The sequence below is a fragment of the Burkholderia sp. IDO3 genome, assembly GCF_003366075.1.
Classification (GTDB): Bacteria; Pseudomonadota; Gammaproteobacteria; order Burkholderiales; family Burkholderiaceae; genus Burkholderia; species Burkholderia anthina.
Map to the genome: position 1 here is coordinate 164,961 of NZ_CP028965.1, position 25,468 is coordinate 190,428.

Here is a 25,468-nt window from a genome sequence, read left to right on the forward strand (position 1 = left end):
CAATCCTCCATGGTGCCGATGCGCCGTCCGTCTCCATCCAGCCCGTTTCATGATCCCGTGCCGCGTTGCCAGGGCGCAGCCTCCAGCAGCACGTCGCCGTATCGGTCGACGGGAAAGCTCAATGTGCCCCTGAAGTTCACGTGCGCAAAATGCGCAGGACCCATCCGACGCAACCACTCGTCGTCGACCTGTCGCCCCTTGTGACGCCAGTCGTTGACCGTCGCCTGCATGCGTTGCGTGTTCCAGGCGATCACGAGGTTCGTCAACAGCGTCAATGACCCCGAGATCGCGACCATTTCATCGCGACGTCGACCGCGCTCGGGGGCCACTCTGCCGGTGTAGATCGCGCGCTGAAGCTGGTGGACCGACTCACCGCGATTCAGCAGCGTATGCAGCTCCCGGCGGAACGCCACGTTGCTGAAGTAATCGCACAGGAAAAGCGTGCGCAGCAACTTGCCGAGTTGATCGCCGGCCCGATGCACCGGGTCGCCTTGTGCGGCACTGCCGAACCGCTGCAGCGCGACCACCGCGCTGACGCGGCCGGACTGAATCGAGGCGACGAGCCGCAGCAGTTCGTCCCAGCCGTCGCGAATTGCCTTGAGCGAAACGTCGTAGGCCACGGCTGGCGCCAGACCTTCGGAGACGGCAAATCCGCGCGGCAAATACAACTTGCGCTCGGCCAGGTTGCGCAGGCCCGGACACAGGTCAAAGCCGAGCAGCTTCGACACGGCCATCCCGACGCTCGTGTACCCGTGCGTATCGACCGAAAGCCGCAGCAGACCGCCATCGTCGCGGCTTTCGTTATGCCGCAGTACGCCTTCGATGGCCACGCCCGCCTGCCGTTCGTTCAGCACGATCGGTTGGTTATAGACAATGCCATGCTGATCCAGCACGTGCGTATAGATGCCGACCGCGTGGGTTCGGCGCCGCGGATCGACGCGGGCATAAAAGAGGTGCGGCGAAGTATCCAGGCTCATGGAATCGCTGGATGCGTGCCGCCCCGTGCCCCACAGTTCGGTAATCGGATGCGTGCGCTGGAACTCGACCACGCGCTCGTTCGCGCGCGCCAGGCGACCGGGCATCTCGAGTGCCCGCATCGCCGTCGCGATAGGCGCCAAGTCGAGTTGTGGGACCATCGCCACGACGCTCTTCGCGTCGAGATCCGTTCCGTGTGCAATCAGCGCCACGTATAACGAGACCAGTTCGTTCGCATCGCGCGCGCGTCGCGCCAGCAGCGTTTCGCTGAAGCCAGTGTGGACATCCATCTCGATGAGCAGATCGGCTAACTGCGTTGTGCCGATTTCCTTGAACATCAAGTCGCGCGTGCGTCTCGGGATCCCGTCGGTGGGCAACGCTTCGAGCGCCGACAGGTGCAATGCGCCGTCGGTCCCGACCGTGACACGCCCAGCCTCCCGCGCTTCCTCGAGTGCCGCCAGCCCCGCCTTCAGGTGGCTCGACAGTCGCGCCAGGAAGGGCTCAGCCTTGTGGGGCAAACCGAGCGATGACAGGTGCCGATCGCGCTCGCGCTCCCACTGCGCCGGCGGAATCAGCATTTGATCGCGGGCGCGGAACGACAGGCTATGGCTGATCCAGACCGAGCCGCGCCGCAAACCCTTGCGTAGCCCCGTGATCGCCGATGCCTCCAGTGCCCGCATCGCCCGTACGCGGTCCTTCCCCTCGACGAGATCCCGCCAGCTTGCGCTCACCGGTACCTCGCAGTCGGCGGGCAGTTCGGTCGCGCCGCGGTCGTGCAGCGTGCCGAGGAGTTCGAGTTGTCGGAGGCTCGGCTCGGCCTCCCGGCCGGACAGTTCCAGTTCGCGTAACGGCACCAGCAGGTTGCGGATGCGATGATGATCATCGGTCAGCGTTTCGCGGACGCTGGCTGCGTGACTCGTCGGCGGCTTGTCCGACAGGTCCTCGAGCAGCTTGCTGATCTCGGCGAGCCGTTCTTCCGCAGAGCGGCGAGTATCGTTGACCATTGCCTTGATCGCAATCAGTTGCTGCCGGTACTCGACAGCGGACCGAGCCTGTTTGACTGTCGTCCGATCGTAGGCGTGCCGGACGAGATCGGAGACGCGGCGCCCCGTTTGGTAGAGCAGCGCGTCGGTCAGCTCCAGCAGCGTGACGTGCAGGAAGAAGATCAGCTCGATCGTCCGCGTCGACGCCTTGAGTTCACGAACCTTGGCGGGACGCCGGGCCTGAATGCGCTGTGCATAGGCGCGTTGTTTCTCGATCGGCACCGCATCCAGGACCCACGTATGGACGCCGAGTGACTTGAGGAAGCGAACCTTCGACAGGGTCTCGGTAATGGTGGACGGGCTGTGTCTTGCCGGCGGCGTCTTCAGCCATTCGAGCACCGTCATCCCCGACGTACCGTGTTGGGTGGACAAAACCGCGTCGGCGCGCACCAGTTGGGCGTTGCTGACGGTCGCCTGGATCGTCGCGAGCAGGCCACGTTCTGCCTCCGCCCAGATCGCTCGCCCCAGGTCCCGTAACGTTCGCTCGGCGGGAATCAAAAGCCGCCGCTCGTACAGCCAGTGGTGCGCATGCTGCACCAGTTCGTCGAGCGCCAGCGATTCGGCAGCATCTTGCCGCATCCACGCTTCGAGGCCAGACCACTGGTCAGCGCCCATCGACGTCAGGCCGAGGTATTCGCACGCCCACACCTGATGCTCGTATTGGGTCTTGTAGCGTTGGTAGAGCGTGCGCAGCGACGCGATCGACGGTGTCGGCAGGCCGAGTCGCTCGCCGACATAGCGCAGCAGTTGCCGTGGCAGGGTCCCGACATGATCCAGCGTGTGGCCGCTGGCCCGCAGAAAGACCAGTTGGACGGCGGCGCCTGCGCGGCGATCGCGCCGGAAACGTTCATTGATCGCGGCCACGTCGCTGTCGCTCAGCGCAAAGTAACGCTCGACGTCGAACTCCGACAGTCGCGCGGGCAAGCGATCCTGCCCCACATACCGAAATTCCAGGCCTGGCATCTACTGCCTCCCGTCACGGTCGCAATTGAAAATTGCGGGCAGATAGCTTACCGCAGATCCCGGCCGGGACTGCCGACGATAGTCAGAATCGACCGCAAAGCCTTGCTACAGAAGGCTTTGCGACGAAACCGCCAGATTTTGCACGAAAAGGATGATTACCCCGAGATGCGTTTAGCTAGTTTGCGAATCGCTGCCATAGTTTTCCTACGCCTTCTGAATGTTGAAGTTCGCCGCCGCGTACCGTGCATTGCAGGTCCAGACTTCTTCCCCGTTACGGTAGAAAACTGCCCAACCTTTTGCGACGGTCATCCGGGCTTGCGGAAACACGGCGCTATGGCCGTTGATGGCAGCTGACATCTCATTTCGTTCGCGGCATGTTGCCCAGTAGTCGCCGTCGGGCAATAAGTCCGGATTTGGGCGCCCCGATTTCGTCACGATGTTTTCCTGTATGGCCCGCGCATCGAGCACGAGCGTTTTCCCTGTTTAGCAAGACGCGTAGGCGCGCACTGCGTCGCCAGCTGCACGCTCATAAAGCAACGCCGATTCCGGTCCGTCATCGCAGGTTTGCGCGATTACTGTGGCCAGGTGTCGTACGGAACTTCGCCCAGGTTCGCCGGATTCCGCCGCCCGTAACTCGTGCACCACGGCGTCAGCGGTCTGGCCGTAGTCCTGCCAACGAAACGCGTTACCGCGCGCATCGCCCGGCGTGTCTGGTTGTTCGCCGCAAGCTACGCAGATCGCCCGAGCGACAGCCTCGCGGGCACGTTCTCGCAGATCATCCATGAGATTTTTCCCTGCCGTTTTCAGTTACCACTTAGGGTCGTCCCATTCTGCGCCGTCAAATGTGTCCAAGATCTCGGGCGAAACGAGGTTTGCCACGCCGTTTCGAACCCAGATTGGATAGAACGCCGGGTACATCGGGTCAAGGCTAGAGAGCAGACCCGAAAGACCGTTTTTGCGTTGCGCCCTTGTCCAAGCACAGAACTGCGCGGTACGACCATAAATCTTCTCCTCGGCCCATTCGTGACGCGGATCGATGCGCCGCCACTGCTCTATGATTGATTCAGCTTGAGGCCCAAAGTCCGCGCGCAAGGCGGCCTCCATGATGTCCTCGAGCAAGAACGTCATTCCCTGTTGCAGTTTGGTACTGTCGAAGAACGCTAACGACGCGCGAAGCATCGAGCACTGAAAAAGCGCAACGGGCCAAAGAATCTCTACTCCGAAGCTGGTTCCGACCTCTGGATACCCGTCCGATGGTGGCAGAACGCGACGTTGCCCTTCATACGCTCTCCTAACGTCATATGCCAGGGACAAGAGCAGCCCCCTCCTTATCCATTACCAGCACTGAGTTCTCGTTTACCTCATGCACAACCTCATGCAACTCGCGGAGAGAGTTATAGTCGCCACACAGCAGCAGTCCGGCGTGATTCTTCAGCAGAGCGTACTGGAGCATGGGCTGGGCTTCTCCGGTTCTCTTCCCGTTGGAAGTTCATCGCGAGTTCGGTGTTTTCAGATCTTCGGCTTTGCTACATGGCACGTCGCCACAAACCGACTCGAGACTACATATGGGGTATTCGTTATGTGTGGCCCCCTAATGTCGATGCGATTGTCGTTTGCATAGTAAGTCTCAACGAGAACGAGGCTTACACGGTCCATTCGAACGATGTCGAGATCGAACATACTGTTGCGATGACTCTTGAAAAACGGGCTCGTCTGCGTATCGAAGTCCGTTTCCTGCAACCAATCGCTGATGTACGTCCGAGGGTTAGCGGTACAATCGCTTGAGAACACATAGCGTTCAACCGTACTGCTGCAAAGCGTGAGCTTCCGCGCCGGATAGTCGCCGGCACTGCTGGGTTCGAGCGTGGTGCCGCTCAACGTGAAGCGGCCGGTCGCCTGACCAGCAGCGGGAATAACTGCATCTTTCGGTGCATTATGCCCTTCCCACGACATCGAGCCCGAGCACTCTAGCAGTTGGGATGGGTGGCCCGTCTGCGCGCATGCTGCGGCGCTGATGGTAAGGCCGACCAGAACCACTGCTCTTGAACGCGTCTTACCCATCGAGTCATTCCTTTCGATTGTTTTCCTAGCGCAACTCGCCACGGCCCACTCGGACAAGTATTGCCTCCGGGCTGGACATGGCACCCGGCACATCTACACCCTGCCCGGAGCATAGCTGGATGCATGAAATCAAATTGTCCAGCAGTGCGGCGCCCGCAGGGCTATATACCGGACGGGTCCTCACAAATGCCCTTACGTCATCAATCCGATCCTTCAGCGTAGGTGCGACTTCGAGACCTCTCCAACCGCCGGCCGGTAGGTTTCTACGGAAATCCGTCTCATATGAGTCTGGCACCTGAACCTTCACGACGATGGACTCGAATGCGTCGAGTGCCGCAATATAGTCGGAGAGGCGGATGGGGTCGTTACCGTTGTCCTCGTCATACGCCTTTTTTGCCGCAAGCAATTTCTGCATCTGTTTTCCCGAGTAACGAGTTAGTCAAGCATACCGTGGTATCGGCCGACCTTAGCGACAGCTTCCACAAACCGCTTCGCTGTCGCACGATCCATGATGACTGTCTTGCCGTCGACTGTGAGGTAGATGCTGTCCTCTTTATAGAAAGACGATCGTCCCAACTCCACATCGAACGATGCCTTGTCGCCTTGATCTCGGATCGTTTCTTCGAAGTACACCGTAGTTGCCATTACCCTCTCCAGTTTTCCTATCTCGGCACGGTTTCGTCTTTCGACGGCCGGTCATAGCCAACTTCAATAACCCGGTGCCGCTTTTCAGTGGCGCTCGAATACCATTCGTTCCAAAAGCTACGTTCAGCCGCGAAGGTGTGGTACTTGATGTGATTTGGTACTTGCAGTCCGACGACTGCCAAATCACCCGTCGTCCGATCGATCACACGCACCTCGCAGTCGGCGTCCCAACGTGATCCGAATGTTTGAGTTTCGATCGCGTATTGATCCAAGAACTCGAGCCAGCTTTCCGGTGTCTCGAAATACTGAAACAGCCGAACATAGGCTCGCCCCTTGTCCTTGATAGTTGGCTTCTTGAACCCGCGCGTGCTGTTCATGTTGGTGTTTTCCGAGGCTCATTTCGATTTGGTGGGCGTCGCCCAGTTCGGTGTCGGCATTTCAAACGGCGTGGTCGCTAAGCGGGTCCTGCGGCCATCCTGGGCGAGATACACCTCATCCGGAAAGGTTGTAAATGCGTCGCGCTTTCCGTTGGCATAGTGGCCTTCTTTCATGACCATAAGACAATCTTTCGACGCATGCCAATTCAAAATAAGATCTGCCCCGTCCTTCGGTCCCGGCGTGTAGGGGCGTGGCCATGGCGGGGGCGTATCAAACCGAACCCATAGGACCTCACCGTCCGTCACTGCATAAATTGCCCGAGGGTAGCCAGGGGGCTTATATTCCACGTCTTCGATCACGTAGGGTTGCAATCGCGCCCCTTCGGGTATCTCGGTACATACAGGGTTTGCAAATCCCAGCACTGGCAGGCAGAACACCAGCCACCCCAGCCCCAGTTTCATATCGTTTTCCTATGCGTTCGGACGCAGCGCTCGGGCCGCCTCTCGAATGCGCCGGGCGGCATCGCGCGACGTGTCGGATACCTCCGTCCAGTCGTGATGCCACCATTCGATCAACGCGGCAGCGTCGGCCAACGAACGCGCGGCGATCACGTCCCGAACTTCGTCAGCAACCTCATCCCACCATGCCGCACCCTCACCGTCACTGGCGCGCGGGTCAATTGCCTTGCGGTATACCGCCTTAGCGGTGTCGAGCGTGATTTGCATCGCGTTTTCCGATATTTCTACAGTTCCAGCGTCATGGACGCCGAGTGCACGCCAGCTATCGCCTTCGTTTGCCTAGCGACGGAAGGCCGCCTTGAACAGCTCGACCTTCCAGCGTACCGAAATCCGGCCTCACAAAATTCTTTCCCACCCTTGCCTCGGCAGCCCTGGCACGGTCTAGCGCGCCAAACAAAGCAACAAACCGAGCGACCTGGATGCGTCCGGTTTTGGTTTCCGAGCGACCACTTTTCTTCGCGATGGATGGTGCGCTTCCACCCTCAGTAGGCAAATCCAATCGCCCAGAGACGTAGGGCGCGACCTCTCTCGTTTGCTCTCGTCGGAGAAACACGATCTCGATCAGGTACCCAAGAGACGAGTGGACGAGAGCAAAAGATGGCTTGTAGCGCGATCGGTAGCGTGCCTCGGCAAGTCGGGATTCATTGAAAACGGCTAGGCCACCGAGTCGGGGAATCGGCACGTAGATCTCGTTGGCCCCGGATATCGTGCAATCCTCGCAGAACTGGATTTCGATCGCCGTCGGGCTTCGGGAGCCCCATTGGATTACCAGTTGGGTCAAGAGGTCGACCGAATCGCTGCGGTCACTGGTGGCGAGATACGGCTCGAGCTCCCTACGATGCCGGAGCAGGAACATCGAGGCATCGTGCGAGGTCCGCGGCTTCGGGTCGACCTGTTTTAGAAGCGCCTTAAGGAGAAGCGGTCCGGAGAATAGTGCGTCTAGCACGGCTTTCTGGCTGGAATTCGGCTTCAGATCACACCGAAATACGGACTCGACTATACGGTCTGGCGAATTGAGCAGGCTCACATCTTTCGAGGCGGTCACGGACTCCCGGGCCAACTTCGCAGGGGTCTTGACCGCAAGCACTCTTGCCGCAGGCAGCGCAGGTTGGGACGGCATCGCCCTCACCTTTGGCTGGTCGGACGCGTGCCAGCTCAGAATCCCGGCGTTCGCTTTTTGCCTCGGTTCTTTTCGTCTCTTCGTCATGTGCCGATCTCGACGGACCCTCAGAAAGTTGTTTGTCTCATTCTTTCATCAAAATCGCAATACTGACGACGTCTGTAACCAAGGTAGTCACGATTTCTGCGGCCCCAACAGTGGTGATCGTCGTGTTGCCTGTCTTCCTATACGTCATCTGGCCCGCGCGGAGCGTTCATCCAGTCGGGCTGCCGTTGAATTTTCTTCTCCAGTTCTTGGCGGTCATTCAAACAGTGCTCGAAGTGCATCGCGCTGATGTGGCTCTTCATCGGATTGCAGGATCGCGCGTCGCTCTGCTAGAGCCAACCGCTGAATCGATAGCGCCAGTACAACAGTTACCGTGTTGAACGTACCGGCGGGAAGTACGCCCGCCGCAGGTTCAACTACGTCGGGGCCATGCTTCTCGACGTACTCTACGTACCGCTTCAATTGCGCGCGAGCGAGTCGCCATGGCGGCGCATCCGAACGTGAAACGCCATGTGCCATTTCGTTACGGCAGTCGTTCAAAAGTCGCACCGCTTCCCAAACCCATCTTCCCGCCTGAGACTTCTTCGCCCAGTGTCGATTCAAACACTTGTACTTCTCGTGATACGTGGGCCGTAAAGTTGGCTTCCCGTTTCGACAAACGCGAAGTCGAAAATCCTTTAAAAGGACATCCATCAAATCTTCGATGTATCGGTGTGCCCTAACGACTTGGCCGGAATATGCCGCGAATTGTTGGTGCCGCGACCACGTCATGGCCAGTGAAAGGTCGATCCCGTCAATGACGGGAGCCTTGCTGACCTTGTCCATCTTTTCCCCGTCTGGAAACTTGCTCAACGTAAGCCCCAACTTGCTTCGGCATCGTAGATCTGTGGCCCTGTCTTTCGATAGACAATACGCCCGCCTTTCGCATATACCGCCGTTACTATCCGCGTCCAAAAATCGCCACGGACTTGTGCGTCAACGTACGCATGCACGTCATCGATGACGATCGACGTGGGTGGAAGCTCGAAGCCCGACATCAATTGTGGGGCGATCGACGGCGACCGCTCGAAGGCATCACCATTGGTTTCGTCAATGTCGGAGGCGTGGACTTTGAAAGTAAGTCTCCCCCCGTTTTCCAGGAAATCTGATAACTGTTGCTGGGTATATCCAGTCACTGCCATTTTTTGGTCTCCATCGTTGAGCTCGTCGTCTAGTCTCTTTCTGCGTATTCAATTCCGTTAAGTGTTGTCGACAAAGAGACGCAGATGCGGCCCCTTGGCGACCTCTGGCCGTTCAACGACATTCCCGTTACGGTCGCGCACGATCTTGCCGGGGTATTCCATTACGTCGAGCGCGCGACGCAACTCGACCTCTTCAGCGTCAAAGCCGGCCATGTAAAAAAAGGCATGCTGATGTATTCCTATTAGAGACCGTATTTCGCCATCAGCTCCGCGATACGTTGAGTGTCGGCTCGGTGTTTCGCGAGCGCTTCCGGCGAAACCTCATCGAGATGAACTTTCCCGCATGCGATCGTCGTATCCCATTCGGTCGCGCGTTTCACGCGCTGCATCAGTTCGCTCAGCTCTCTGCGCATCGTATCGAACATCATCTGCTCCTGCATTTCTTGAGCCGGCCGGGCCGGCAAATCTTCATTGGACCGATACCGGTTGATCAGAGCGGTATGATCGGGATGTTCCAGCCGAGAAACGCGGCCCGCCCGGGCGCCTCAACAACACCGTGAGGCAGACGATCGTCGAAGATGAACCAGTCACCCGCCTTCGGCTTGTGGCGGACCGTTCCTTGTCGGAAGGTTAGGCCGTCGTTATGCAGTACAACCATCAGCACCAGGCCCTCGTCGTCCGTGTGCATGTCTACGGCTGCGGTCGCCACGAACTGTTCATCACGGCCCCGGTAGCCGCTGTCAGCGTGGCAGTAGCCGAGGGCAGCGAGATTCGGAAGCCACGGGGCGCCGTCGCGCTTGGCCCAGGACGGGATTGCGAAGGTCTCGACCTGATCGCTGAAGTCGCTTTCCTCGGCGGCGGTGTAGCACTCGCCAACCAACTGATCAGAGAGACGAATGACGTGCGCGGGCACTTGGACCGTGCCGAGAATGGCGCCGAGCGGCCGGGTGCCGGTGGAGGAGCGTGCCGGCGGCCTGCGCAGATCGGCGTCAGAGAGTTGCATGGTGTTTTTCCTACTCGATTATCGATTGCAGCCGAGCCAGCGCATCTTCGACCACCTCGGCCGGAGCCCGCTCGATCGTCCGTGCGCCACGCGCCTCCAGATCGAGCATCCGGACCATGTTCACCAAGGCCACGCCCTGCGTCTCGGTGCCCGAGCCAGAGAGCGGCACGGCGAATCCTGCGAAGCGCGCAAACTCCCCGCCCTGCGTGATCGGCGCGACGAGCGCCACCCCCAAGGCATTGAATGCGGCGGGAGACAGCACAAGCGCGGGACGGAAATCGCCCTGCTGCTCGCGCCCGATGGTCCGGTTCAGGCTAACGCGCACGATGTCGCCCCGATCGAACTTGACCCGCTTTACCATCCTTCACGCCCTACCGGCCTGACCTCACCCCATGCAGCCATGTCCGCCGGGAAAGGCGCTTTCGCATCACACTGAGCGACCAGTTCGTCCAGCGCATACTTGCGGCGCGCGGGGGTCAGCAATACGCCGTCCGGACGCACGTCGGCGTTCAGCGAGCCGCCGACCGAGGCGTGCATCTGCTCGAGCAACACGGCGGGGAGTCGCACCGCCGCACTGTTGCCCCATTTCTGAATTTTTAGTTCCATGGCATCACTCCGAATGTCGATCCATTGTAGATACAGCGCCGCGAGACGTCAAGAAAGACGTATCTACTTTGGATATACGTAGTGCGCGGATGTGGCGCTCCGCGTGCGCGGCAAATTATCGGCGGGCCAGGGGCCAATCCTGAATGGGTCGGGCGAGGCAATCGCGCGATAGCCGGACAAATCTCCCGCAGTCAAATCGCCTCCTCCAAGATGCGGCTGAGCACCTCTCGGTCCACGTCAATATAGCGCCGGGTGTCATCAATCGATTCATGGCCGAGCAGCAGCTGGACCTGTTCAATTGTTGCGCCACGACCGAGTAATCTGGTCGCAAATGTACGTCGACCGCTGTGGCTGGAGGCCTTGATACCCGCCGCTTTATAGAGGCTCGTCACATAGGATTGAAGCGAATCCGCTGCCCAGTAGTCCATCAACTGTCCGTCGGCCGAGAAACGCTTCTTGCGATTCAGCGAATACGGATATCTCTTGCGGCTCAGAATCAACGGAAGGTCAGGGATCAGACCGCGAAAGCGAGATTTGTCGAGCGTGGTGCCGAGCTCGTGCGTGACTCGGAATGCCAGATACCGCTCTATCGCATCGACCAGCTTTCGAGACGAGAAATACACGGCGCGCTGGCGGCAACCCTTGGTAATCGCCGCGCGAAGTGAGACTTCGGTGCGGAGCGCACCACTGCGAAACATGACATCCGCGACCGTCAATTGCGCGACCTCGGTGATTCGCATACCGACGCTCATGCCGAGCAGCAGGATCACGGCATCGCGCGCTGGATGCCTGCTTGTTGCCTCAGTGACTCGAAGTAGATGACGGATCTGACAGGGCGACAGGACGGCCGCTCGCGTTACGGTGTTGGACATGCTGGCTCTCTGAACAGGATAGAAATCGGGATCATTCAGAGAGAAAACCGCGTAGGCTCTTTTTCGAGGCTAACACACCATCCTACAAGCCAACCTCGGAAAATTCGGCGCGGCGCTGAGATTCCATTACCATTTCGCTCTATTGCAATAACTCGAGCACGATCGTGACGACCGAACTACAAGACCTACAGGCTCAGCTCCGCGACTTGAATATTCGACTCGCGGACGTGAAGAAGGACGAGAAGCAGGCGTATTTGGCCGGCGTCCAGGAGCGCGTTGCGCTCTACGGCATCACCGAAGATGAACTGCTACGCGCGGCCGGCTTCCGGAAAGCGCGCAAACGGCAGGCACAAGCGAAGTACTACGACCCCTCGTCGGGTAAGCAATGGTCGGGATTCGGCCCAAGACCGAAATGGCTGGAAGGCAAGAATCTCGACGACTACCTGATTGAGCGTGCGGCGAAACCGTGGTGGCCCGGAGAAGACGCCTGACGACGCGCGCAAGCGAATTTCGCACCGATAGAGTGCTCCACGGTCGGGGCTTACCTGACGACAGCGATCGCCACCGGCAATCCGATACTTGCGTTACCCTGTTTCGGTACGGTTGCCCTGGGAGTCGGCGATGTGCTATTCGGCAAAGATCCAAGCCAACTATCGTGAGTACGTGCGACGTTACGGTGCCGAGATGGACATCGAGACGTTCCGCCGCCTGTTCTTCGCGCGTGCGGCCGGGAGCGACATCAAGATTCCGAAAGCGGTCGACGCGGCGCTCGCAGGTCTCGACGACGAGATCTCGGGCGCAATCGCCGCGTATCGAACTCACCGCGCCAGCGAACTCGAATCCGACCTTTTCAAGCAGCGTGCGCGGCTCGCGGCCGCCGAGAAAAAGCTGGCCACGAAGGTCACAAAGGCGGCCAGCGAGGACGTTCGCATCGCGACCGACAAGATCGAAGCGGCGATGCGCGGGCTCGACGATCTTCGTCGGACCGACCTGCAGGAGCGCGACGCGCGGATCTATCCTGGCTGGTATGCGCCCGTGCTGATCGAGCTCGAAGGCAAGCGGCTGATCGTGCCAATGCGATATCGATGCCGCATACCGGGGTGGACGGAGGCAGATGAGCGGGCCAAGCCCGGCTCGTATAACAGCCGGGTAGATTCGCTCTCCACGGCGTGGCGCAAGGTCTTCGGCTTCACGCACGGCTTACTGCTGGTCGACGCGTTTTTTGAAAACGTAAAGCGCGACGGCCAGAACGTCGTGCTGCGCTTCGATCCAACACCGCCTCAACAGATGCAGGTCGCGTGCCTGTGGACGCGCACCGAGATCCCAGGGGGCGACGACTTATGGTCGTTCGCGGCAATCACCGACGACCCACCGCCGGAAGTGGCGGCAGCCGGCCACGACCGATGCATCTGAATACTATTAGCCGTTAGACGATCGTAACTCGTTGATTGAATGTGGATTTTGACAACGAATAGTTTGCCGCGCGCCGGCCACGTTAATACGATTCAATAATCGTCAGCTATCCTCCGACTGAGTTTCCAGCCATTGTCAAATGCCACGATCCTGAAGTCCCTTCCGGGTATTCGATCCCTAATTCGCCGTTGGACGAGTTCGCTGCCGCTTCCGGCATGACGGAATCGTGTATCGCTACCTGGCTTCAGCCCTACCCGCCTGCCACACGCCAACCGCTTGGACTCCATGACACCGACTGCAAAGCTCGCCTTGCTCACGTTACCGCCCGTGCTGGCGGCCTGTTTCGGCGCCCTCGCGGCCGCTTGGCGAGCGCCGGGCCCGAAAACGTCGAGCGTGATCCAGCATTTCACGGGCGGCATCGTGTTCGCGGCCGCCGCGCTTGAACTGCTGCCCCAAGACCGTGCGCATGCGTTGATTCCGGTCGTCGTCGGTTTCGTGCTCGGGATCGCACTGATGCTCGCGATCAGCGAGCTATCCGGATCGATCGAAACGCGCTTCGAGACAGCGCGGCTGCCGGTGAGCCTGATCATCATCACCGCGATCGACCTCGTCGTTGACGGCCTGGTGCTCGGCATTGCCTTTTCCGCGAGCGACGAAAGCGGCATCATCCTGACCGTCGCACTGACGCTCGAGGTGTTGTTCCTCGCCCTTTCGGTCAGCGCGGCGCTGGCCGCGGCTGGCATCGGCCGCTTGCTGTCGATCGTCGTTCCGGTCGCGCTCGCGGCCCTGCTGAGCGTCGCGGCCGTTGTCGGCAATGCGGCGTTCGCCGGGCTGCCGGCGAATATCTATGCAGCGCTGCTGGGGCTGGGCACCGTCGCTCTGTTGTACCTCGTCACTGAGGAACTGCTGGTCGAAGCGCACGAAGTGCCCGAATCGCCGTTCGCGACGGCTTCGTTCTTCATCGGCTTCATCGTGTTCTTCCTGATCGAAGGATCGGTGAAAGTCGGATGAACCGGGCGTAACGGCGCGGCGGTTACCAGGTCGTCGCGCCAGTCGGATAGGTATCGACGATCCGCGTGCCGTTGACCGGCGTGACACCCTCGTCGCGTAACGCGGTCCAGAGATCGATTGCATGTTCGCGCGACTTGCGGCTGCCGTCGTCGGCCAGCACGTTCAGCGCGATCACTTCGTCGCGTGTGGTCAGCTGCAGTTGCTCCTTCAGCTTGCGTGACTGATGCGACGCGGTGCGAACGTCGCCGAGCATGATCCGCGTCTCCGCGACCGCCGAATCGTCTCCGGTATCGGCCGGCACGAACGTCAACCAGCCGTTGTCGACTTCGCATAGCCCGCGCGCAAACCTCGCGGTCCACGCGCCGGCTGGCACGACCGCGAATTCGCAAAGCATCCGCTCGTTCGCGCGGCTGCCGACGTCGTGGGCCGGCGCGTGCGACAGCGCACGTTCCGGCCAGCCTGCCGCCGTCGCGGCCGTCGACATCAGGCACGCCGCCAGCACGATTCCTTTCACGATATTTCGCATCGCCCCTCCTTTTCTTGAATCAACGATCAAAGCACCGCGAAGCGGTTGTCGTGCGCGTCGACCATCGGCATCTTCTCGCCACGATGAACGGTCGAGCGATGAACCTCCTGATTTCGCGCGACGGCGGCCGGACTCGCCGGATAGTCGTGATTCGGGCTCGGGATCACGCCGTCGTGGCGCGCACGCACGAGTTCCTGAAACACTTCCTGGCGGCTCTTCGGCTGCGCGGCCACGGCCTGCGAGAAGGCGGCAATCGACAGCGCGACGGCGGCAATGCCGATCAGCGGACGCGGAATGTTCATGGGGTGGGCTCCTTACTGGAATTCCGTGACAGGAGCCGTCACTTTGATCCCGCGGCGGTGCGGATGCGTGACCGCTTCATGACGCTTTCGTCACCGTCCGCGCATCTTGTACATCGCAGTACGAATCGAAATCACCGCATGTTTCCGCACGCATGACACCGCGATGACATTTTTCTCATTTGTCCATCACCTCCACGATCCGAACGCTTTCCAGAATCGCCACCGCAATCGCGATATTCCGGCCCGTCGCGACACAAGTTCGGCGCCGGCATCGAACGATGCACGAAACGATCACCTTCAACTTCAGGAACACACCATGAATAATCCGGTTCGACTCGTCATGATGTCGGGAGCGCTGCTGACGACCGCGCATGCTGCGCATGCCACGGAAGTGATGCTCTACGGCTTGTTCGATACTTCGCTTACGTATGTGTGGAATGCCGATGCGCAAGGCAAGAACCTCGTCGGCCTCGGTAACGGGAACCTGCTCGGCAACCGCTTCGGCGTGAAAGGCGCGGAGGATCTCGGCGGCGGGCTGAAGGCGATCTTCACGCTGGAAAACGGCTTCAACCCAAACACCGGCGCGCTCGGGCAAGGCAACCGGATGTTCGGCCGGCAGGCGTTCGTCGGGCTGGAAAGCGCGCGCTGGGGGACGCTGACGATCGGCCGCCAGTACGATGCGCTCGCCGATGTCGCATGGCCGATCACCGGCGATTTCTACTTCGGCAGCGTGTACGCGACGCCCGGCGACGTCGATAACTACGACACGTCGTCGCGCACCGACAACGCGGTGAAGTACACGTCACCCGTGGTCGGCGGCTTCCAGTTCGTCGGCATGTACGCGCTTGGCGGCGTAGCCGGCAAGAGCGGCGCCGGGCAAACCTGGTCGGCCGGCCTGTCGTACAGCAACGGCCCGTTCGACGCGGCAGGCGGCTACTACTACGCGGCCAACCGTTCATCGCTCGCCAATGGCATCCGGACCGGGTGGAACGGCACATCGGACGGCACATTCGACGGGTCGCTCGTCAACGGTGGCTATATCTCCGCGAAATCGATCGGCATCGCGCGCGGTGCGTTGCGCTACACCTTCGCGCCGTTCACGGTCGGCATCGACTACAGCAATGCGCAGTACAAGGCCGATGCGACGTCGGCCTTTCGCGGCACGCAGAAGTACGACACCGCGCGCGGATTCTTCAACTATCAGACAACAGCCAGCCTGCTCGTCGGCGTCGGTTACAGCTACACGAAGGCGCGCGGCGATACGAGCGCGACCTACCATCAGGTGTCCGCCGGCGCCGACTACGTGCTGTCAAAGCGCACCGATCTCTATGCAGTCGGCGCGTGGCAGCGCGCGAATGGCGAACAGCGCACGCTCGACGGCGGCACGCAGCCAGCGCAAGCGTCGATCGGTTCCTACGGCTACGGTGGTACGCGCACGCAGGGCATCATCAATCTCGGATTGCGCCACCGGTTCTGAATCACGGCGATCAACCATGCGGGCCGTGTGACGAAAATTTCATGTTCCGATCAACTTCGCGATGTGTCGTGGCGCTACGATCGGAACGGTGGCGGGCCCTGCCCGCTCCCATCCACGCAGCGGGTCGCTGCCACACGGCACGATCACGCATTGGGCCCGGACTCATCGAGTACCGGGCTTTTTTTTGGGCGTTCGACGATCACGGCCTGGAATTAGACTGCGGGAACAGGCATGGATGCGTCTTAACATGCATGTTCGGATTACCGCAGCGATGCCCGGCGTAGTCTACCTGCTCGCCCGGCATCAGATTGGCCGGTGCCGCCTTGCGGGCGGCGGCAGTGGTATCGGAACGAGTCGATACGCAGCCCGCGTACAACGGGACGGTCAGGGCTGCGATCAAGGCGAGGCGAATGGCGGGACGAGGCAATTTCCGGTCCGGAATGAAGGTCTGAACGACGCCGCCCGCGATCGATGCGGCTGTCGCGATCGGCACGAATGCCGCCGGCGCATCGGCCAACGGCGGGCTTCATGTTCCGCTTCCCGCTCATCGCATCCGTGACGCGAACATGACGATTGCGTCATATCGACCGAGTCCGTCCAGTACATCCCGCACCTCGCAATCTGACGCATTTTTCATCTCGCTATCACGATCACGCACGGCTGCTTTCGCATACTGGGTCCATGGTTCGCCACCCGGCGGCCCTGATCAAGGAGAGCACTCGATGAAAACGGCAAAACTCGCAGCACTGTTCGTCACCGCCACGCTGTCGCTCGGCATGGCCACGCAGGCCGCGTTCGCCCAAACGCAAACGCAGGGCAAGTCCCGCACGCAGGTGATCAACGAACTGAAGCAGGCACAGCACGACGGCATCGTGCCGATCAACAAGACGCAGTACCCGCCGACCGCCGAGGTCGTCGCGCGCAACAAGGAACTGCACGGGATTTCGGTCCATGGCGGCGAGAAGAAGCCGCAGACCGACAACCACGACGCCCTCGCCGCGAAGTAATGAACCGCAGCCACACCGCCGCCGGCGACGCGCCGCGCGAGGCCGCCTTGCGGCGAACGCGCGGGAGTGTCCGCCCGCGCTGTCAGGTGCTGATGGCGGCCGGCCGTCGCGGAAAGCGCAGCCAGAAGGTCGTGCGGCGGCCCGGCTCGCTGTCGACGCCGCATTCGCCGCCGTGATTGTCCATGATAGACCGGACGATCGCGAGGCCGAGCCCCGTGCCCGACGCCGAATTGTGGCGCGACGGATCGACGCGATAAAAACGCTCGAAAATCCGCCCGACGTGCTCCGCCGCGATGCCGGGCCCCGTATCCGACACGGCGATCGTCGTCGCACCGCCCTGCTCGACGCAATCGATCGTCACGACGCTGCCGCGCGGCGCATAGGTCAGCGCATTCGACAGCAGGTTGCTCAACGCGCGCTGGTACAGCGTCAGGTCCGCATCGACCCATGCGTGGCCGTCGACCTTCACGGTCACGCCTTCATCTTCCGCCAGCGGCTCGTAGTAGCCGGCCACCCGCTCCGCCTCCTCCGCCGCATTCAGGCGCCGCACATCGATCGACGTGCCGGCCTGTTCCGAACGCGCGAGAAACAGCATGTCCTCGATCATCCGCGACAGCCGCTGGTATTCGTCGATGCTTGACTCGATCACGCTCCGGTATTCGTCCGCGCTGCGCGGTTGCGACAGCACAACCTGCGCGGCCGCCTGCAGGTTCGTCAGCGGCGTGCGCATGTCGTGCGCGAGATTCGACGAGAACTGGCTCAGCCGCGTGAACGATTCGTTCAGCCGCGCGAGCATGCCGTTGAACGCATGCTCGAGCTCCTTCAGCTCGCCGGACGTATCGAGTTCCGGCAGCGGATGCGCGAGCCGGCTCGACGACATCTGCTCCGCGCGCGCCGCGAACCGCCGCAGCGGGCTCAGCCCGAGCGCGGCGATGCCGTATGCGATCGCGGCCGCAAGCACCACGCCGAACACCTCGATCACGACGATCGTATAGGCATGCGTGCGCAGCAGCAGCACGTCGGCGCTGCGATCGTACTGCACGGCGACGCGCACCACCGGCGCACCCGCGCCGGCGAGCGGCACGGTCGTCAGCAGATACTGGTGTCTTGCGCCGGGCGGGGCGATGCCGACCGGCACGCGCCCGGCGTTCGTCAACATCAGCGGCGCGTACGGACGGAAGCCGGGCGTGCCGACGAGGCGCGTACCGGCGGCATCGAAGATCGCGAGATCCATGTTCGGATGACCGTGCAACTGGTCGATCCAGATATCGGTGTTGCGCGCGACGTCGGCCGTCGTGCGCGCCTCGGCCAGGTGTGCGCCCAATGCGGCGGAAATACCGGCCATCTGCTCGGCTGCCGTCGTTTCGACACGGTTGCTCAGCGCTTCGTACAATGCGACGCCGCTCGACGCGAGGATCACCGACGTCGACAGGATGATCAGCGCGGTCAGCCGGCCGCGCAGCGTTCGCGGCAGCAGGCGCGCGATCATGCGGCCGCGCCGCCGCGCGCTTCGAGCACGTAGCCCATGCCGCGCACCGTGTGGATCAGCTTCGGTTCGTACGCGTCGTCGATCTTCGAGCGCAGCCGGCGGATCGCCGAATCGACGACGTTCGTGTCGCTGTTGAAGTTCATGTCCCATACCTGCGACGCGATCGTCGCGCGCGGCAGGATCTCCCCTTCGCGGCGCATCAGCAGCCACAGCAGCGCGAACTCCTTCGCGGTCAGCAGGATCGTGTCGCCCTGCCGCGTGGCCTTGCGGCGGGTCAGGTCCAGTTCGAGATCGGCCGCGCGCAGCGTGTTCGAATCGCGCGGCTGGCCGCGCCGCAGGATCGACTTGATGCGCGCGGTCAGCTCGACGAAGTCGAACGGCTTCGCGAGATAGTCGTCCGCGCCGAGCTCGAGCCCCTTCACGCGATCGCCGACGTCGTCACGGGCAGTGAGGAACAGCACGGGCGTCGATTTGCTGCGCCGCAGGTTCTGCAGCAGCGTCCAGCCGTCCTGCCCGGGCAGCATCACGTCGAGCACGAGCAGGTCGTACTCCTCCGTTTCGGCCTGGTGCTGGCCCGTGATGCCGTCCTCGACCCAGTCGACAACGTAGCCGGCCTCGGTCAGGCCCTTGCGCAGATACGCGCCCGTCTTCGGTTCATCCTCGACAATCAGAATTCGCATCACGCATTACCCTTGAAAAAACCCAGCCGGCGCAGCACGCCCGCGCCGAAGCCGCCGCGCAACGCCGCGCGCCACGACACCGCATGGCTGACCCGGTACAGCACCGGCAGCACCAGCAGCGTCAGCGCCGTGGACGACAGGATACCGCCGATCACGACCGTCGCGAGCGGGCGCTGCACCTCGGCGCCGGTGCCGGTCGCGAACGCCATCGGCAGGAAGCCGAGCGACGCGACCAGCGCGGTCATCAGCACGGGCCGCAGCCGCGTGAGCGCGCCGTCGTGCACCGCGGCGTCGAGCGGCATGCCTTCGTCGCGCAGGTTGCGGATGAACGAGATCATCACGAGACCGTTGAGCACGGCCACGCCGGACAGCGCAATGAAGCCGACCGCCGCCGTGATCGACAGCGGAATCCCGCGCAGCCACAGCGACACGACGCCGCCGCTCAGCGCGAACGGAATGCCGGTAAACACCAGCAGCCCGTCCTTCACGTTGTTGAACATCACGAACAGCAGCACGAATACCATGAACAGCGCGAGCGGCACGACGAGCTTCAGGCGCTCGCTCGCACTTTGCAACTGCTCGAACTGCCCGCCCCACGACACCCAGTAGCCGGCCGGCACGCGCACGTCCTGCTGCAACTGCTCGCGCGCATCGGCGACGAACGAGCCGACGTCGCGGCCGCGCACGTTCGCGCTGACGACCACCCGCCGCTTGCCGTCCTCGCGGCTGATCTGGTTCGGGCCGGGCGCCACGTCGATCGTCGCGAGCTCCGCGAGCGGCACGTACGGCGCCGCCGCGAGCGGCGCGCTGGCGCCGGCGGCCGGCGCGGGCAGCGCGATCGGCAGCCGCTTGATCGCCTCGATGTCGGAGCGCAGTTCGTCGGGCAGCCGCACGACGATGTCGAAGCGGCGGTCGCCCTGGAACAGCGTGCCGGCCTTCTGCCCGCCGACGGCCGCGGCCACCGAGTCCTGCAGGTCGGCCACGCTCACGCCGTAGCGCGCGAGCTTGTCGCGGTCGAGGTTGACGGTCAGCACCGGCAGGCCCGTGGTCTGCTCGACCTTGACCTCCGACGCGCCCGGCACCTTCTGCAACGCGGCCGCGATCTGCTCGCCGGTCTGGTTCAGCACGGCCATGTCGTCGCCGAAGATCTTCACGGCGACATCGCTGCGCACGCCCGAAATCAGTTCGTTGAAGCGCAGCTGGATCGGCTGCGAGAACTCGTACGCGTTGCCAGGCAGCTCGGCGAGCGCTTCCTCGATCTCGCGCACGAGCTGGTCACGCGGCTTCTTCGGGTCGGGCCACGTGTCGGCGGGCTTCAGCATGATGTAGCCGTCCGACAGGTTCGGCGGCATCGGGTCGGCCGCGATCTCGGCCGTGCCGGTGCGCGCGAACACGCGCTCGATCTCGGGAAAGCGCGCCTTCAGCGTCTTCTCGATCGACTTCTGCATCTCGACCGATTGCGACAGGCTCGTGCCGGGAATCCGCAGCGCGGACACGGCCAGATCGCCCTCGTTCAGGCTCGGAATGAACTCGCTGCCGAGCCGCGTCGCGAGCCCGAGCGTGACCAGCACGATCGCGCCCGCCCCGATCATCACGCGCGCCGGGCGCGTCATGAACGCGGCGAGCACCGGTTCGTACGCACGCCGCGCCCAGCCCATCAACCGGTTCTCCTTCTCCTCGACCCGCTCGCCGATGAACAACGCGACGGCCGCGGGAATGAACGTGACGGTCAGCACCATCGCGGCGGCGAGCGCCATCACGACGGTGATCGCCATCGGATGGAACATCTTGCCTTCGACGCCGGTCAGCGCAAAGATCGGCAGGTACACGACCATGATGATCAGTTGCCCGAAGATCAGCGCGCGGCGCGCTTCCTGCGATGCGCCGAACACTTCGGCAAAGCGCTCGTCGCGCGTGAGCGGCCGGCCGGCTGCCGACTGCGCATGCGCAAGCCGCCGCACGCAGTTCTCGACGATCACCACCGCGCCGTCGACGATGATCCCGAAGTCGAGCGCGCCGAGGCTCATCAGGTTCGCGCTCACCTTCGCGTTGACCATGCCGGTGAAGGTCATCAGCATCGACAGCGGAATCACGAGCGCGGTGATCAGCGCCGCGCGGATGTTGCCGAGGAACAGGAACAGCACGGCGATCACGAGCACCGCGCCTTCGAGCAGGTTCTTCTTCACGGTGGCGACGGCCTTCTCGACCAGCACCGTGCGGTCGTACACCGGAATCGCCTTCACGCCGGCCGGCAGCGTGCGGTTCACGTCCTCCATCTTCGCGGCGACGGCCTTCGACACCGTCCGGCTGTTCTCGCCCATCAGCATGAAGACCGTGCCGAGCACGACTTCCTCGCCGTTCGACGTCGCGGCGCCGGTGCGCAGTTCGCGGCCGATGTCGACCACGCCGACGTCCTTCATCCGCACCGGCACGCCGCCGACGTTGGTCAGCACGATGTTCGCGATGTCGTCGACGGTGCGCGCCTGGCCCGGCACGCGCACCAGATACTGCTCGCCGCGCTTTTCGATGTAGCCGGCGCCGACGTTGTCGTTGTTGCGCTCGAGTGCGCGCACGACGTCGGCAAGCGTCAGCCCGTACGACATCAGCTTCGCCGGATTCGGCGCGACGCGGTATTCCTTCACGTAGCCGCCGATCGAGTTGACCTCGGTCACGCCGCGCACGTTGCGCAGTTGCGGTCGCACGACCCAGTCCTGCAGCTCGCGCAGGTCGGTCGCCGTATAGCGCGTGCCGTCGGGCTTGCGCGCGTTGGCGTCGGCCTCGACGGTCCACAGGTAGATCTCGCCGAGGCCGGTCGACGTCGGCCCCATCGCGGGCGCGATGCCGGCCGGCAGCTTGTCCTTCGCTTCCTGGATGCGCTCGTTGACGAGCTGCCGCGCGAAGTAGATGTCGGTGCCGTCCTTGAAGATCACGGTGACCTGCGACAGCCCGTAGCGCGAGATCGAGCGCGTCTGCTCCAGCCCCGGCAGCCCGGCCATCACGGTCTCGACCGGATAGGTGATGCGCTGCTCGGCCTCCAGCGGCGAGTAGCCGGGCGCGGACGTGTTGATCTGCACCTGCACGTTCGTGATGTCGGGCACCGCGTCGATCGGCAGCCGCTGGTAGCTGAATACGCCGAGCGCAGCCACGGCCGCGATCGCCAGCATCACCAGCCAGCGATGCGCAATTGCAAAGCGGATCAGGCGCTCAAACATGTCGGGATTCCTTGAAACGGGGCACGGTCGGCCGCACCGGACGGGCCGCGCGGCCGGTCACCCGGCCGACCGGAAAGCAGGCCGCATAGCGGGCCGCCAGTCGCGCCACGGCGCACGCGTATTGCTGCTCATTCATGTTCCGCGCTCCCCTTGCCGAGCTCCGCCTTCAGCACGAAGCTGTTCGACGCCGCGTATTCCTGGCCGGGCTTGAGCCCCTTGAGCACCTCGGTCGCCCGTTCGTCGCGCCGCCCCGTTTCGACGGCCTGCGCGACGAAGCCCTTCGGCGAGCGCACGAACACCGACGGCGCACCGTCGACGTCCTGCAACGCGTCGCTCGCGACCGCGAGCGGCACGCCCTGCCTGCCGGCGTCGACCGACACGTTGACGAACATTCCCGGGCGCCACACGCGATCCGGGTTCGGCAGCACGACGCGCGCCGGCGCGGTGCGCGTCTGCTCGCCGAGCAGCGACCCCACGTACGCGATCGGGCCGCTCGAACGCGATTCAAACGCGGTCGCGCTCACCGTGGCATCGCGACCGACGCGCACGTCGTTGAGCCGCTGCGCGGGCACCGCCATCTCGGCCCACACGGTCGACAGGTCAGAGATCACGAACATGCTCGCGTCGGCGGCAATCGCCTCGCCGGGCGTCGCATGCTTCTCGACGATCGTGCCCGCGAATGGCGCGCGCAGTTCATAACGGTTCAGCGCGCCCGCGCCGACCGGCGCATTCAGCGCGGCGAGCTTCTGCCGCGCGTTCTGCACGGCGATCTCGGCCTCGCGCAACTGCACCTGCGCCTGCTGGTAATCCTGCTCGGCAGAAATACGCTCCTGCCACAGCGTGCGTTCGCGTTCGTAGGTTGCGCGCGCACCCGACAGCCGGCGCTCGGCCGTCAGCAGCTCGCTGCGGCGGTCGGCCAGATCGGTGCTCGCGATCACGGCGAGCACCTGCCCTTTCGCGACGTTCTGGCCGAGCGACACCGACACCTGCTCGACGATGCCGGCCACGCGCGGCACGACGTGCGCGGTGCGATCCTCGTTGAACTTGATTTCACCGGGAAGCTGGAACGGCGTCGCGATCTGCGCGGGGCCGGCTTTCGCGAGCGCGATCCTCGACGTCGCCAGTTGTGCGTCGGTCAGCGCGATCGCACCGTCGGCGCGCGCGAACGGGAACGACGCGGCGTCGTTGCCGGACTTCACGTCGATCGTCGCATCGAACACGTGCGGCTTCGCAATCGACTGCGCGGACACGAACTTTTGGCCGGCCGCGTCGAATCGCAACGGTTCGTGCGTGCGATCGTAGCGCACCAGCGTGCCGGACACGGTCACGCCCTGGGTCGCCGGCTTGTCGTCGACGAACGGATAGACGACGAGCCGCGCGTCGCCGGGCTTTTCCGTCATCACGATCTCGACCGACAGCTTGCCGCGCTTGAGCACGACACCGCCGCGCGCGCCGACGCCGGCGGCGTCGGTCGGCTGCGCGGTTTCGGCGGCGGTCGGCGCCGACGCGCCGCTGCCGCCCCGCGTGACGGCGAGCGCGCCAATCACGATCCCTGCGCCGCCGAGCACGGCCGCCGCAATAACGAAGATTCTGCTGCGTGACATGATGATCCTCCAGTAAGAGGCGCGCTTATTGCGCGACGGCCGCGAGCGGCGTGCCGACGAGCCGGCCGATATCGGCGCGGGCCGCATGGGCGCCGGCGAGCGCACGGACGTATTGCGACTGGCCCTGGAACAGCGTGCGCTGCGCGTCGAGCACGTCGAGGAAGCTGAACTTCCCGAGTTCGTAGCCACGCGACATCGCGTCGAGCGCGAGGCGCGCGGCCGGCAGGATGTCGGACTTCAGCCGCTGCGCTTCCTGCTCGGCCGCCTCGAAATTCGCGTATGCCTGCGTCAACTCCAGCCGCAGGCGGGTGCGTTCGCGATCGAGATCGGCGTTCGCGCGCTCGGCCTTGTGCGTCGCCTCGAGCAGCGCGCCCTTGTTCGTGTTGAACAGCGGAATCGGGATCGACACGCCGACCACCGCCTGGTTGTTCGGCACGCCGCCGGTGGTCACGCGCTTCACGCCGGCGCTGACCGTCACGTCCGGAATGCGCCGCGCGCGTTCGAGCGATATGGCCGCGTTCGAGCGCAGCATCTCGGCGCGCGCGACCCGCGCGAGCGGCGCATCGTCGAGTTGCGCGGTCAGCGCGGACAACGGCTCGACCGGCGGCACGGTTTCCAGGTCGCCGAGCACCGCAAGCCGGTCGTTGCGCGCCTCGCCCATCACCGCGTTCAGTTTCTCGCGCGCGACCTCGACACGGCCGCGCGCGGTCACGACTTCGATCTGCACGCCGGCCGCCGCGACCTGCGCCTTGGTCGCCTCGACCGGCGACACCTTGCCGGCCTGCGCGCGACGCCCCGCGAGATCCGCCGAACGCGCGGCGATCGCGGCCGATTCTTCGGTCACCTGAAGCTGGCGCTGCGCGGCGAGCAGCCCGTAGAACGCGGCGATCACGTCGGCGCGCACGGCGGCGCCCTGCTCGTCGAGCGACGCGCTGGCCGCCTCCCGGCCGTACGACGCGACGTCGAGCCGTGCGCGGCGCTTGCCGCCCAACTCGATGGTCTGGTTGATCAGCGCGGTGGACGTGCGTTCGGCGCGACTGAAGCCTTCCTGCAGGAACGACACTTCGGGGTTCGGCCGCGCGCCGGCCTGCATCAGCACGCCGGCCGATGCATCGACATCCGCGCGTGCGCCGCGCAGCGCCGGATTGTTCCGGGCCGCGACCGCGAGCGCGTCGGACAACGTCAACGACGACGCAGGAAGCGCATCGGACGGCGGTGCGCCGATCGGCGCGGCGGCGGCACCCGGGGCCGGCCCCGGCGACAGCGATGGCTGCGCATGAGCCGTCGCGGCCATCGCGAACACGATGGCCAGGGCGAGGTTGGGTTTGAGCATGTTG

The 25,468-nt window shown here is 63.3% G+C and carries 32 protein-coding genes; 6 read left to right on the forward strand and 26 right to left on the reverse strand.

Annotated features, from left to right (window positions below; genetic code table 11):
* Positions 1-47 precede the first annotated feature (47 nt).
* From DCN14_RS36460 to DCN14_RS38280, 12 genes are all read right to left on the reverse strand, one after another.
* The gene (locus tag DCN14_RS36460) at positions 48-2,981 is read right to left on the reverse strand and encodes a Tn3 family transposase (RefSeq protein ID WP_059888142.1); all 2,934 of its coding nucleotides are present in this window, start codon (positions 2,979-2,981) and stop codon (positions 48-50) included.
* A 204-nt stretch (positions 2,982-3,185) separates the two neighbouring features.
* Positions 3,186-3,416: a hypothetical protein gene (locus tag DCN14_RS36465; protein WP_012464914.1), complete on the reverse strand. Its 231-nt coding sequence runs from the start codon at positions 3,414-3,416 to the stop codon at positions 3,186-3,188.
* A 372-nt stretch (positions 3,417-3,788) separates the two neighbouring features.
* Positions 3,789-4,109, reverse strand: a complete 321-nt coding sequence (locus DCN14_RS36475) for a hypothetical protein (protein WP_038442271.1) — start codon at positions 4,107-4,109, stop codon at positions 3,789-3,791.
* Between the two features lie 381 nt (positions 4,110-4,490).
* Entirely contained in the window at positions 4,491-5,042 is a 552-nt protein-coding gene (locus DCN14_RS36480; RefSeq protein WP_089454094.1) for a hypothetical protein, read from the reverse strand.
* 25 nt (positions 5,043-5,067) lie between these two features.
* The gene (locus DCN14_RS36485) at positions 5,068-5,457 is read right to left on the reverse strand and encodes a hypothetical protein (RefSeq protein ID WP_080512399.1); all 390 of its coding nucleotides are present in this window, start codon (positions 5,455-5,457) and stop codon (positions 5,068-5,070) included.
* 20 nt (positions 5,458-5,477) lie between these two features.
* On the reverse strand, positions 5,478-5,687 hold the full coding sequence (locus tag DCN14_RS36490) for a hypothetical protein (protein ID WP_038442273.1): 210 nt from the start codon (positions 5,685-5,687) through the stop codon (positions 5,478-5,480).
* Between the two features lie 17 nt (positions 5,688-5,704).
* Positions 5,705-6,064: a hypothetical protein gene (locus tag DCN14_RS36495; RefSeq protein WP_012218076.1), complete on the reverse strand. Its 360-nt coding sequence runs from the start codon at positions 6,062-6,064 to the stop codon at positions 5,705-5,707.
* Between the two features lie 18 nt (positions 6,065-6,082).
* Positions 6,083-6,526, reverse strand: coding sequence for a hypothetical protein (locus DCN14_RS38270; RefSeq protein WP_143331194.1), 444 nt, complete (start codon positions 6,524-6,526; stop codon positions 6,083-6,085).
* Between the two features lie 9 nt (positions 6,527-6,535).
* Entirely contained in the window at positions 6,536-6,790 is a 255-nt protein-coding gene (locus DCN14_RS36500; protein ID WP_038442290.1) for a hypothetical protein, read from the reverse strand.
* 55 nt (positions 6,791-6,845) lie between these two features.
* A complete protein-coding gene (locus DCN14_RS36505; protein ID WP_012218077.1) occupies positions 6,846-7,790 on the reverse strand; it encodes a hypothetical protein in 945 nt (314 codons plus the stop codon).
* A gap of 213 nt (positions 7,791-8,003) precedes the next feature.
* On the reverse strand, positions 8,004-8,573 hold the full coding sequence (locus DCN14_RS38275; protein WP_012218078.1) for a hypothetical protein: 570 nt from the start codon (positions 8,571-8,573) through the stop codon (positions 8,004-8,006).
* 23 nt (positions 8,574-8,596) lie between these two features.
* Positions 8,597-8,929 carry a hypothetical protein gene (locus tag DCN14_RS38280; protein WP_096508413.1) on the reverse strand — a complete coding sequence of 111 codons (333 nt, stop codon included), beginning with the start codon at positions 8,927-8,929 and terminating at the stop codon, positions 8,597-8,599.
* A gap of 84 nt (positions 8,930-9,013) precedes the next feature.
* On the opposite strand from DCN14_RS38280, the gene DCN14_RS38285 reads away from it, so the two are divergent.
* A complete protein-coding gene (locus DCN14_RS38285) occupies positions 9,014-9,175 on the forward strand; it encodes a hypothetical protein (protein ID WP_155295622.1) in 162 nt (53 codons plus the stop codon).
* Here the strand turns inward: DCN14_RS38285 and DCN14_RS36510 are convergent.
* From DCN14_RS36510 to DCN14_RS36530, 5 genes are all read right to left on the reverse strand, one after another.
* Positions 9,172-9,354 (reverse strand): hypothetical protein, encoded by a 183-nt coding sequence (locus DCN14_RS36510; RefSeq protein ID WP_012218079.1) that lies wholly within the window; start codon positions 9,352-9,354, stop codon positions 9,172-9,174. The genes DCN14_RS38285 and DCN14_RS36510 overlap by 4 nt on opposite strands.
* 65 nt (positions 9,355-9,419) lie before the next feature.
* Positions 9,420-9,932: a hypothetical protein gene (locus DCN14_RS36515; protein ID WP_012218080.1), complete on the reverse strand. Its 513-nt coding sequence runs from the start codon at positions 9,930-9,932 to the stop codon at positions 9,420-9,422.
* A 10-nt stretch (positions 9,933-9,942) separates the two neighbouring features.
* A complete protein-coding gene (locus tag DCN14_RS36520; protein ID WP_012218081.1) occupies positions 9,943-10,293 on the reverse strand; it encodes a type II toxin-antitoxin system ChpB family toxin in 351 nt (116 codons plus the stop codon).
* Positions 10,287-10,538, reverse strand: coding sequence for an AbrB/MazE/SpoVT family DNA-binding domain-containing protein (locus tag DCN14_RS36525; RefSeq protein WP_012218082.1), 252 nt, complete (start codon positions 10,536-10,538; stop codon positions 10,287-10,289). Before DCN14_RS36525 ends, DCN14_RS36520 begins: the two co-directional genes overlap by 7 nt.
* Before the next feature lie 191 nt (positions 10,539-10,729).
* The gene (locus DCN14_RS36530) at positions 10,730-11,410 is read right to left on the reverse strand and encodes a site-specific integrase (RefSeq protein ID WP_012218083.1); all 681 of its coding nucleotides are present in this window, start codon (positions 11,408-11,410) and stop codon (positions 10,730-10,732) included.
* Positions 11,411-11,574: 164 nt separating this feature from the next.
* Here DCN14_RS36530 and DCN14_RS36535 point away from each other — a divergent pair, with 164 nt between their 5' ends.
* From DCN14_RS36535 to DCN14_RS36545, 3 genes are all read left to right on the forward strand, one after another.
* Positions 11,575-11,901 carry an H-NS histone family protein gene (locus DCN14_RS36535; protein WP_012464905.1) on the forward strand — a complete coding sequence of 109 codons (327 nt, stop codon included), beginning with the start codon at positions 11,575-11,577 and terminating at the stop codon, positions 11,899-11,901.
* Between the two features lie 130 nt (positions 11,902-12,031).
* The gene (locus DCN14_RS36540) at positions 12,032-12,823 is read left to right on the forward strand and encodes an SOS response-associated peptidase family protein (protein WP_059888140.1); all 792 of its coding nucleotides are present in this window, start codon (positions 12,032-12,034) and stop codon (positions 12,821-12,823) included.
* A gap of 285 nt (positions 12,824-13,108) precedes the next feature.
* Positions 13,109-13,834, forward strand: coding sequence for a hypothetical protein (locus DCN14_RS36545; RefSeq protein ID WP_012211002.1), 726 nt, complete (start codon positions 13,109-13,111; stop codon positions 13,832-13,834).
* A gap of 22 nt (positions 13,835-13,856) precedes the next feature.
* On the opposite strand, the gene DCN14_RS36550 is transcribed toward DCN14_RS36545, so the two are convergent.
* Positions 13,857-14,360, reverse strand: coding sequence for a hypothetical protein (locus DCN14_RS36550; protein WP_009693532.1), 504 nt, complete (start codon positions 14,358-14,360; stop codon positions 13,857-13,859).
* Positions 14,361-14,386: 26 nt separating this feature from the next.
* On the reverse strand, positions 14,387-14,662 hold the full coding sequence (locus tag DCN14_RS36555; protein WP_009693531.1) for a DUF4148 domain-containing protein: 276 nt from the start codon (positions 14,660-14,662) through the stop codon (positions 14,387-14,389).
* A gap of 316 nt (positions 14,663-14,978) precedes the next feature.
* Here DCN14_RS36555 and DCN14_RS36560 point away from each other — a divergent pair, with 316 nt between their 5' ends.
* The gene (locus DCN14_RS36560) at positions 14,979-16,139 is read left to right on the forward strand and encodes a porin (protein WP_012211001.1); all 1,161 of its coding nucleotides are present in this window, start codon (positions 14,979-14,981) and stop codon (positions 16,137-16,139) included.
* 199 nt (positions 16,140-16,338) lie between these two features.
* Here DCN14_RS36560 and DCN14_RS36565 read toward each other — a convergent pair whose 3' ends face one another.
* Positions 16,339-16,656 (reverse strand): hypothetical protein, encoded by a 318-nt coding sequence (locus DCN14_RS36565; RefSeq protein WP_012211000.1) that lies wholly within the window; start codon positions 16,654-16,656, stop codon positions 16,339-16,341.
* A gap of 205 nt (positions 16,657-16,861) precedes the next feature.
* On the opposite strand from DCN14_RS36565, the gene DCN14_RS36570 reads away from it, so the two are divergent.
* Positions 16,862-17,146 carry a DUF4148 domain-containing protein gene (locus DCN14_RS36570; RefSeq protein ID WP_009693528.1) on the forward strand — a complete coding sequence of 95 codons (285 nt, stop codon included), beginning with the start codon at positions 16,862-16,864 and terminating at the stop codon, positions 17,144-17,146.
* An 82-nt stretch (positions 17,147-17,228) separates the two neighbouring features.
* Here DCN14_RS36570 and DCN14_RS36575 read toward each other — a convergent pair whose 3' ends face one another.
* Genes DCN14_RS36575 through DCN14_RS36595 form a run of 6 tightly spaced genes read right to left on the reverse strand, consistent with a single transcriptional unit; the run spans position 17,229 to position 25,464 of the window.
* Positions 17,229-18,635 carry a heavy metal sensor histidine kinase gene (locus tag DCN14_RS36575; RefSeq protein WP_012210999.1) on the reverse strand — a complete coding sequence of 469 codons (1,407 nt, stop codon included), beginning with the start codon at positions 18,633-18,635 and terminating at the stop codon, positions 17,229-17,231.
* Positions 18,632-19,315: a heavy metal response regulator transcription factor IrlR gene (gene irlR / locus DCN14_RS36580; RefSeq protein ID WP_012464978.1), complete on the reverse strand. Its 684-nt coding sequence runs from the start codon at positions 19,313-19,315 to the stop codon at positions 18,632-18,634. The genes DCN14_RS36575 and irlR overlap by 4 nt, the downstream gene beginning before the upstream one ends.
* Positions 19,315-22,527, reverse strand: a complete 3,213-nt coding sequence (locus tag DCN14_RS36585; protein WP_012210997.1) for a CusA/CzcA family heavy metal efflux RND transporter — start codon at positions 22,525-22,527, stop codon at positions 19,315-19,317. Before DCN14_RS36585 ends, irlR begins: the two co-directional genes overlap by 1 nt.
* Positions 22,520-22,663 (reverse strand): hypothetical protein, encoded by a 144-nt coding sequence (locus DCN14_RS38290; protein WP_155295626.1) that lies wholly within the window; start codon positions 22,661-22,663, stop codon positions 22,520-22,522. The genes DCN14_RS36585 and DCN14_RS38290 overlap by 8 nt, the downstream gene beginning before the upstream one ends.
* Entirely contained in the window at positions 22,656-24,131 is a 1,476-nt protein-coding gene (locus tag DCN14_RS36590) for an efflux RND transporter periplasmic adaptor subunit (protein WP_009693522.1), read from the reverse strand. Before DCN14_RS36590 ends, DCN14_RS38290 begins: the two co-directional genes overlap by 8 nt.
* A gap of 25 nt (positions 24,132-24,156) precedes the next feature.
* Complete coding sequence (locus DCN14_RS36595) at positions 24,157-25,464, reverse strand: TolC family protein (RefSeq protein WP_059888138.1); 1,308 nt, start codon at positions 25,462-25,464, stop codon at positions 24,157-24,159.
* Positions 25,465-25,468: the final 4 nt, after the last annotated feature.

Bases quoted from the DNA above. Each gene is read 5' to 3' on its own strand.
- DCN14_RS36570 (WP_009693528.1), top strand. From the start codon at position 16,862: ATGAAAACGGCAAAACTCGCAGCACTGTTCGTCACCGCCACGCTGTCG.
- DCN14_RS38270 (WP_143331194.1), bottom strand. From the start codon at position 6,526: ATGAAACTGGGGCTGGGGTGGCTGGTGTTCTGCCTGCCAGTGCTGGGA.
- DCN14_RS36510 (WP_012218079.1), bottom strand. From the start codon at position 9,354: ATGTTCGATACGATGCGCAGAGAGCTGAGCGAACTGATGCAGCGCGTG.
- DCN14_RS36555 (WP_009693531.1), bottom strand. From the start codon at position 14,662: ATGAACATTCCGCGTCCGCTGATCGGCATTGCCGCCGTCGCGCTGTCG.
- DCN14_RS36550 (WP_009693532.1), bottom strand. From the start codon at position 14,360: ATGCGAAATATCGTGAAAGGAATCGTGCTGGCGGCGTGCCTGATGTCG.
- DCN14_RS36505 (WP_012218077.1), bottom strand. From the start codon at position 7,790: ATGACGAAGAGACGAAAAGAACCGAGGCAAAAAGCGAACGCCGGGATT.
- DCN14_RS36590 (WP_009693522.1), bottom strand. From the start codon at position 24,131: ATGTCACGCAGCAGAATCTTCGTTATTGCGGCGGCCGTGCTCGGCGGC.
- DCN14_RS36585 (WP_012210997.1), bottom strand. From the start codon at position 22,527: ATGTTTGAGCGCCTGATCCGCTTTGCAATTGCGCATCGCTGGCTGGTG.
- DCN14_RS36480 (WP_089454094.1), bottom strand. From the start codon at position 5,042: ATGGGTAAGACGCGTTCAAGAGCAGTGGTTCTGGTCGGCCTTACCATC.
- DCN14_RS36500 (WP_038442290.1), bottom strand. From the start codon at position 6,790: ATGCAAATCACGCTCGACACCGCTAAGGCGGTATACCGCAAGGCAATT.
- DCN14_RS36595 (WP_059888138.1), bottom strand. From the start codon at position 25,464: ATGCTCAAACCCAACCTCGCCCTGGCCATCGTGTTCGCGATGGCCGCG.
- DCN14_RS38285 (WP_155295622.1), top strand. From the start codon at position 9,014: ATGCGGCCCCTTGGCGACCTCTGGCCGTTCAACGACATTCCCGTTACG.
- DCN14_RS36460 (WP_059888142.1), bottom strand. From the start codon at position 2,981: ATGCCAGGCCTGGAATTTCGGTATGTGGGGCAGGATCGCTTGCCCGCG.
- DCN14_RS36495 (WP_012218076.1), bottom strand. From the start codon at position 6,064: ATGAACAGCACGCGCGGGTTCAAGAAGCCAACTATCAAGGACAAGGGG.
- DCN14_RS36490 (WP_038442273.1), bottom strand. From the start codon at position 5,687: ATGGCAACTACGGTGTACTTCGAAGAAACGATCCGAGATCAAGGCGAC.
- DCN14_RS38275 (WP_012218078.1), bottom strand. From the start codon at position 8,573: ATGGACAAGGTCAGCAAGGCTCCCGTCATTGACGGGATCGACCTTTCA.
- DCN14_RS36530 (WP_012218083.1), bottom strand. From the start codon at position 11,410: ATGTCCAACACCGTAACGCGAGCGGCCGTCCTGTCGCCCTGTCAGATC.
- DCN14_RS36520 (WP_012218081.1), bottom strand. From the start codon at position 10,293: ATGGTAAAGCGGGTCAAGTTCGATCGGGGCGACATCGTGCGCGTTAGC.
- DCN14_RS36515 (WP_012218080.1), bottom strand. From the start codon at position 9,932: ATGCAACTCTCTGACGCCGATCTGCGCAGGCCGCCGGCACGCTCCTCC.
- DCN14_RS36475 (WP_038442271.1), bottom strand. From the start codon at position 4,109: ATGACGTTCTTGCTCGAGGACATCATGGAGGCCGCCTTGCGCGCGGAC.
- DCN14_RS36485 (WP_080512399.1), bottom strand. From the start codon at position 5,457: ATGCAGAAATTGCTTGCGGCAAAAAAGGCGTATGACGAGGACAACGGT.
- irlR (WP_012464978.1), bottom strand. From the start codon at position 19,315: ATGCGAATTCTGATTGTCGAGGATGAACCGAAGACGGGCGCGTATCTG.
- DCN14_RS38290 (WP_155295626.1), bottom strand. From the start codon at position 22,663: ATGAATGAGCAGCAATACGCGTGCGCCGTGGCGCGACTGGCGGCCCGC.
- DCN14_RS36560 (WP_012211001.1), top strand. From the start codon at position 14,979: ATGAATAATCCGGTTCGACTCGTCATGATGTCGGGAGCGCTGCTGACG.
- DCN14_RS36545 (WP_012211002.1), top strand. From the start codon at position 13,109: ATGACACCGACTGCAAAGCTCGCCTTGCTCACGTTACCGCCCGTGCTG.
- DCN14_RS36525 (WP_012218082.1), bottom strand. From the start codon at position 10,538: ATGGAACTAAAAATTCAGAAATGGGGCAACAGTGCGGCGGTGCGACTC.
- DCN14_RS36540 (WP_059888140.1), top strand. From the start codon at position 12,032: ATGTGCTATTCGGCAAAGATCCAAGCCAACTATCGTGAGTACGTGCGA.
- DCN14_RS36575 (WP_012210999.1), bottom strand. From the start codon at position 18,635: ATGATCGCGCGCCTGCTGCCGCGAACGCTGCGCGGCCGGCTGACCGCG.
- DCN14_RS38280 (WP_096508413.1), bottom strand. From the start codon at position 8,929: ATGGCAGTGACTGGATATACCCAGCAACAGTTATCAGATTTCCTGGAA.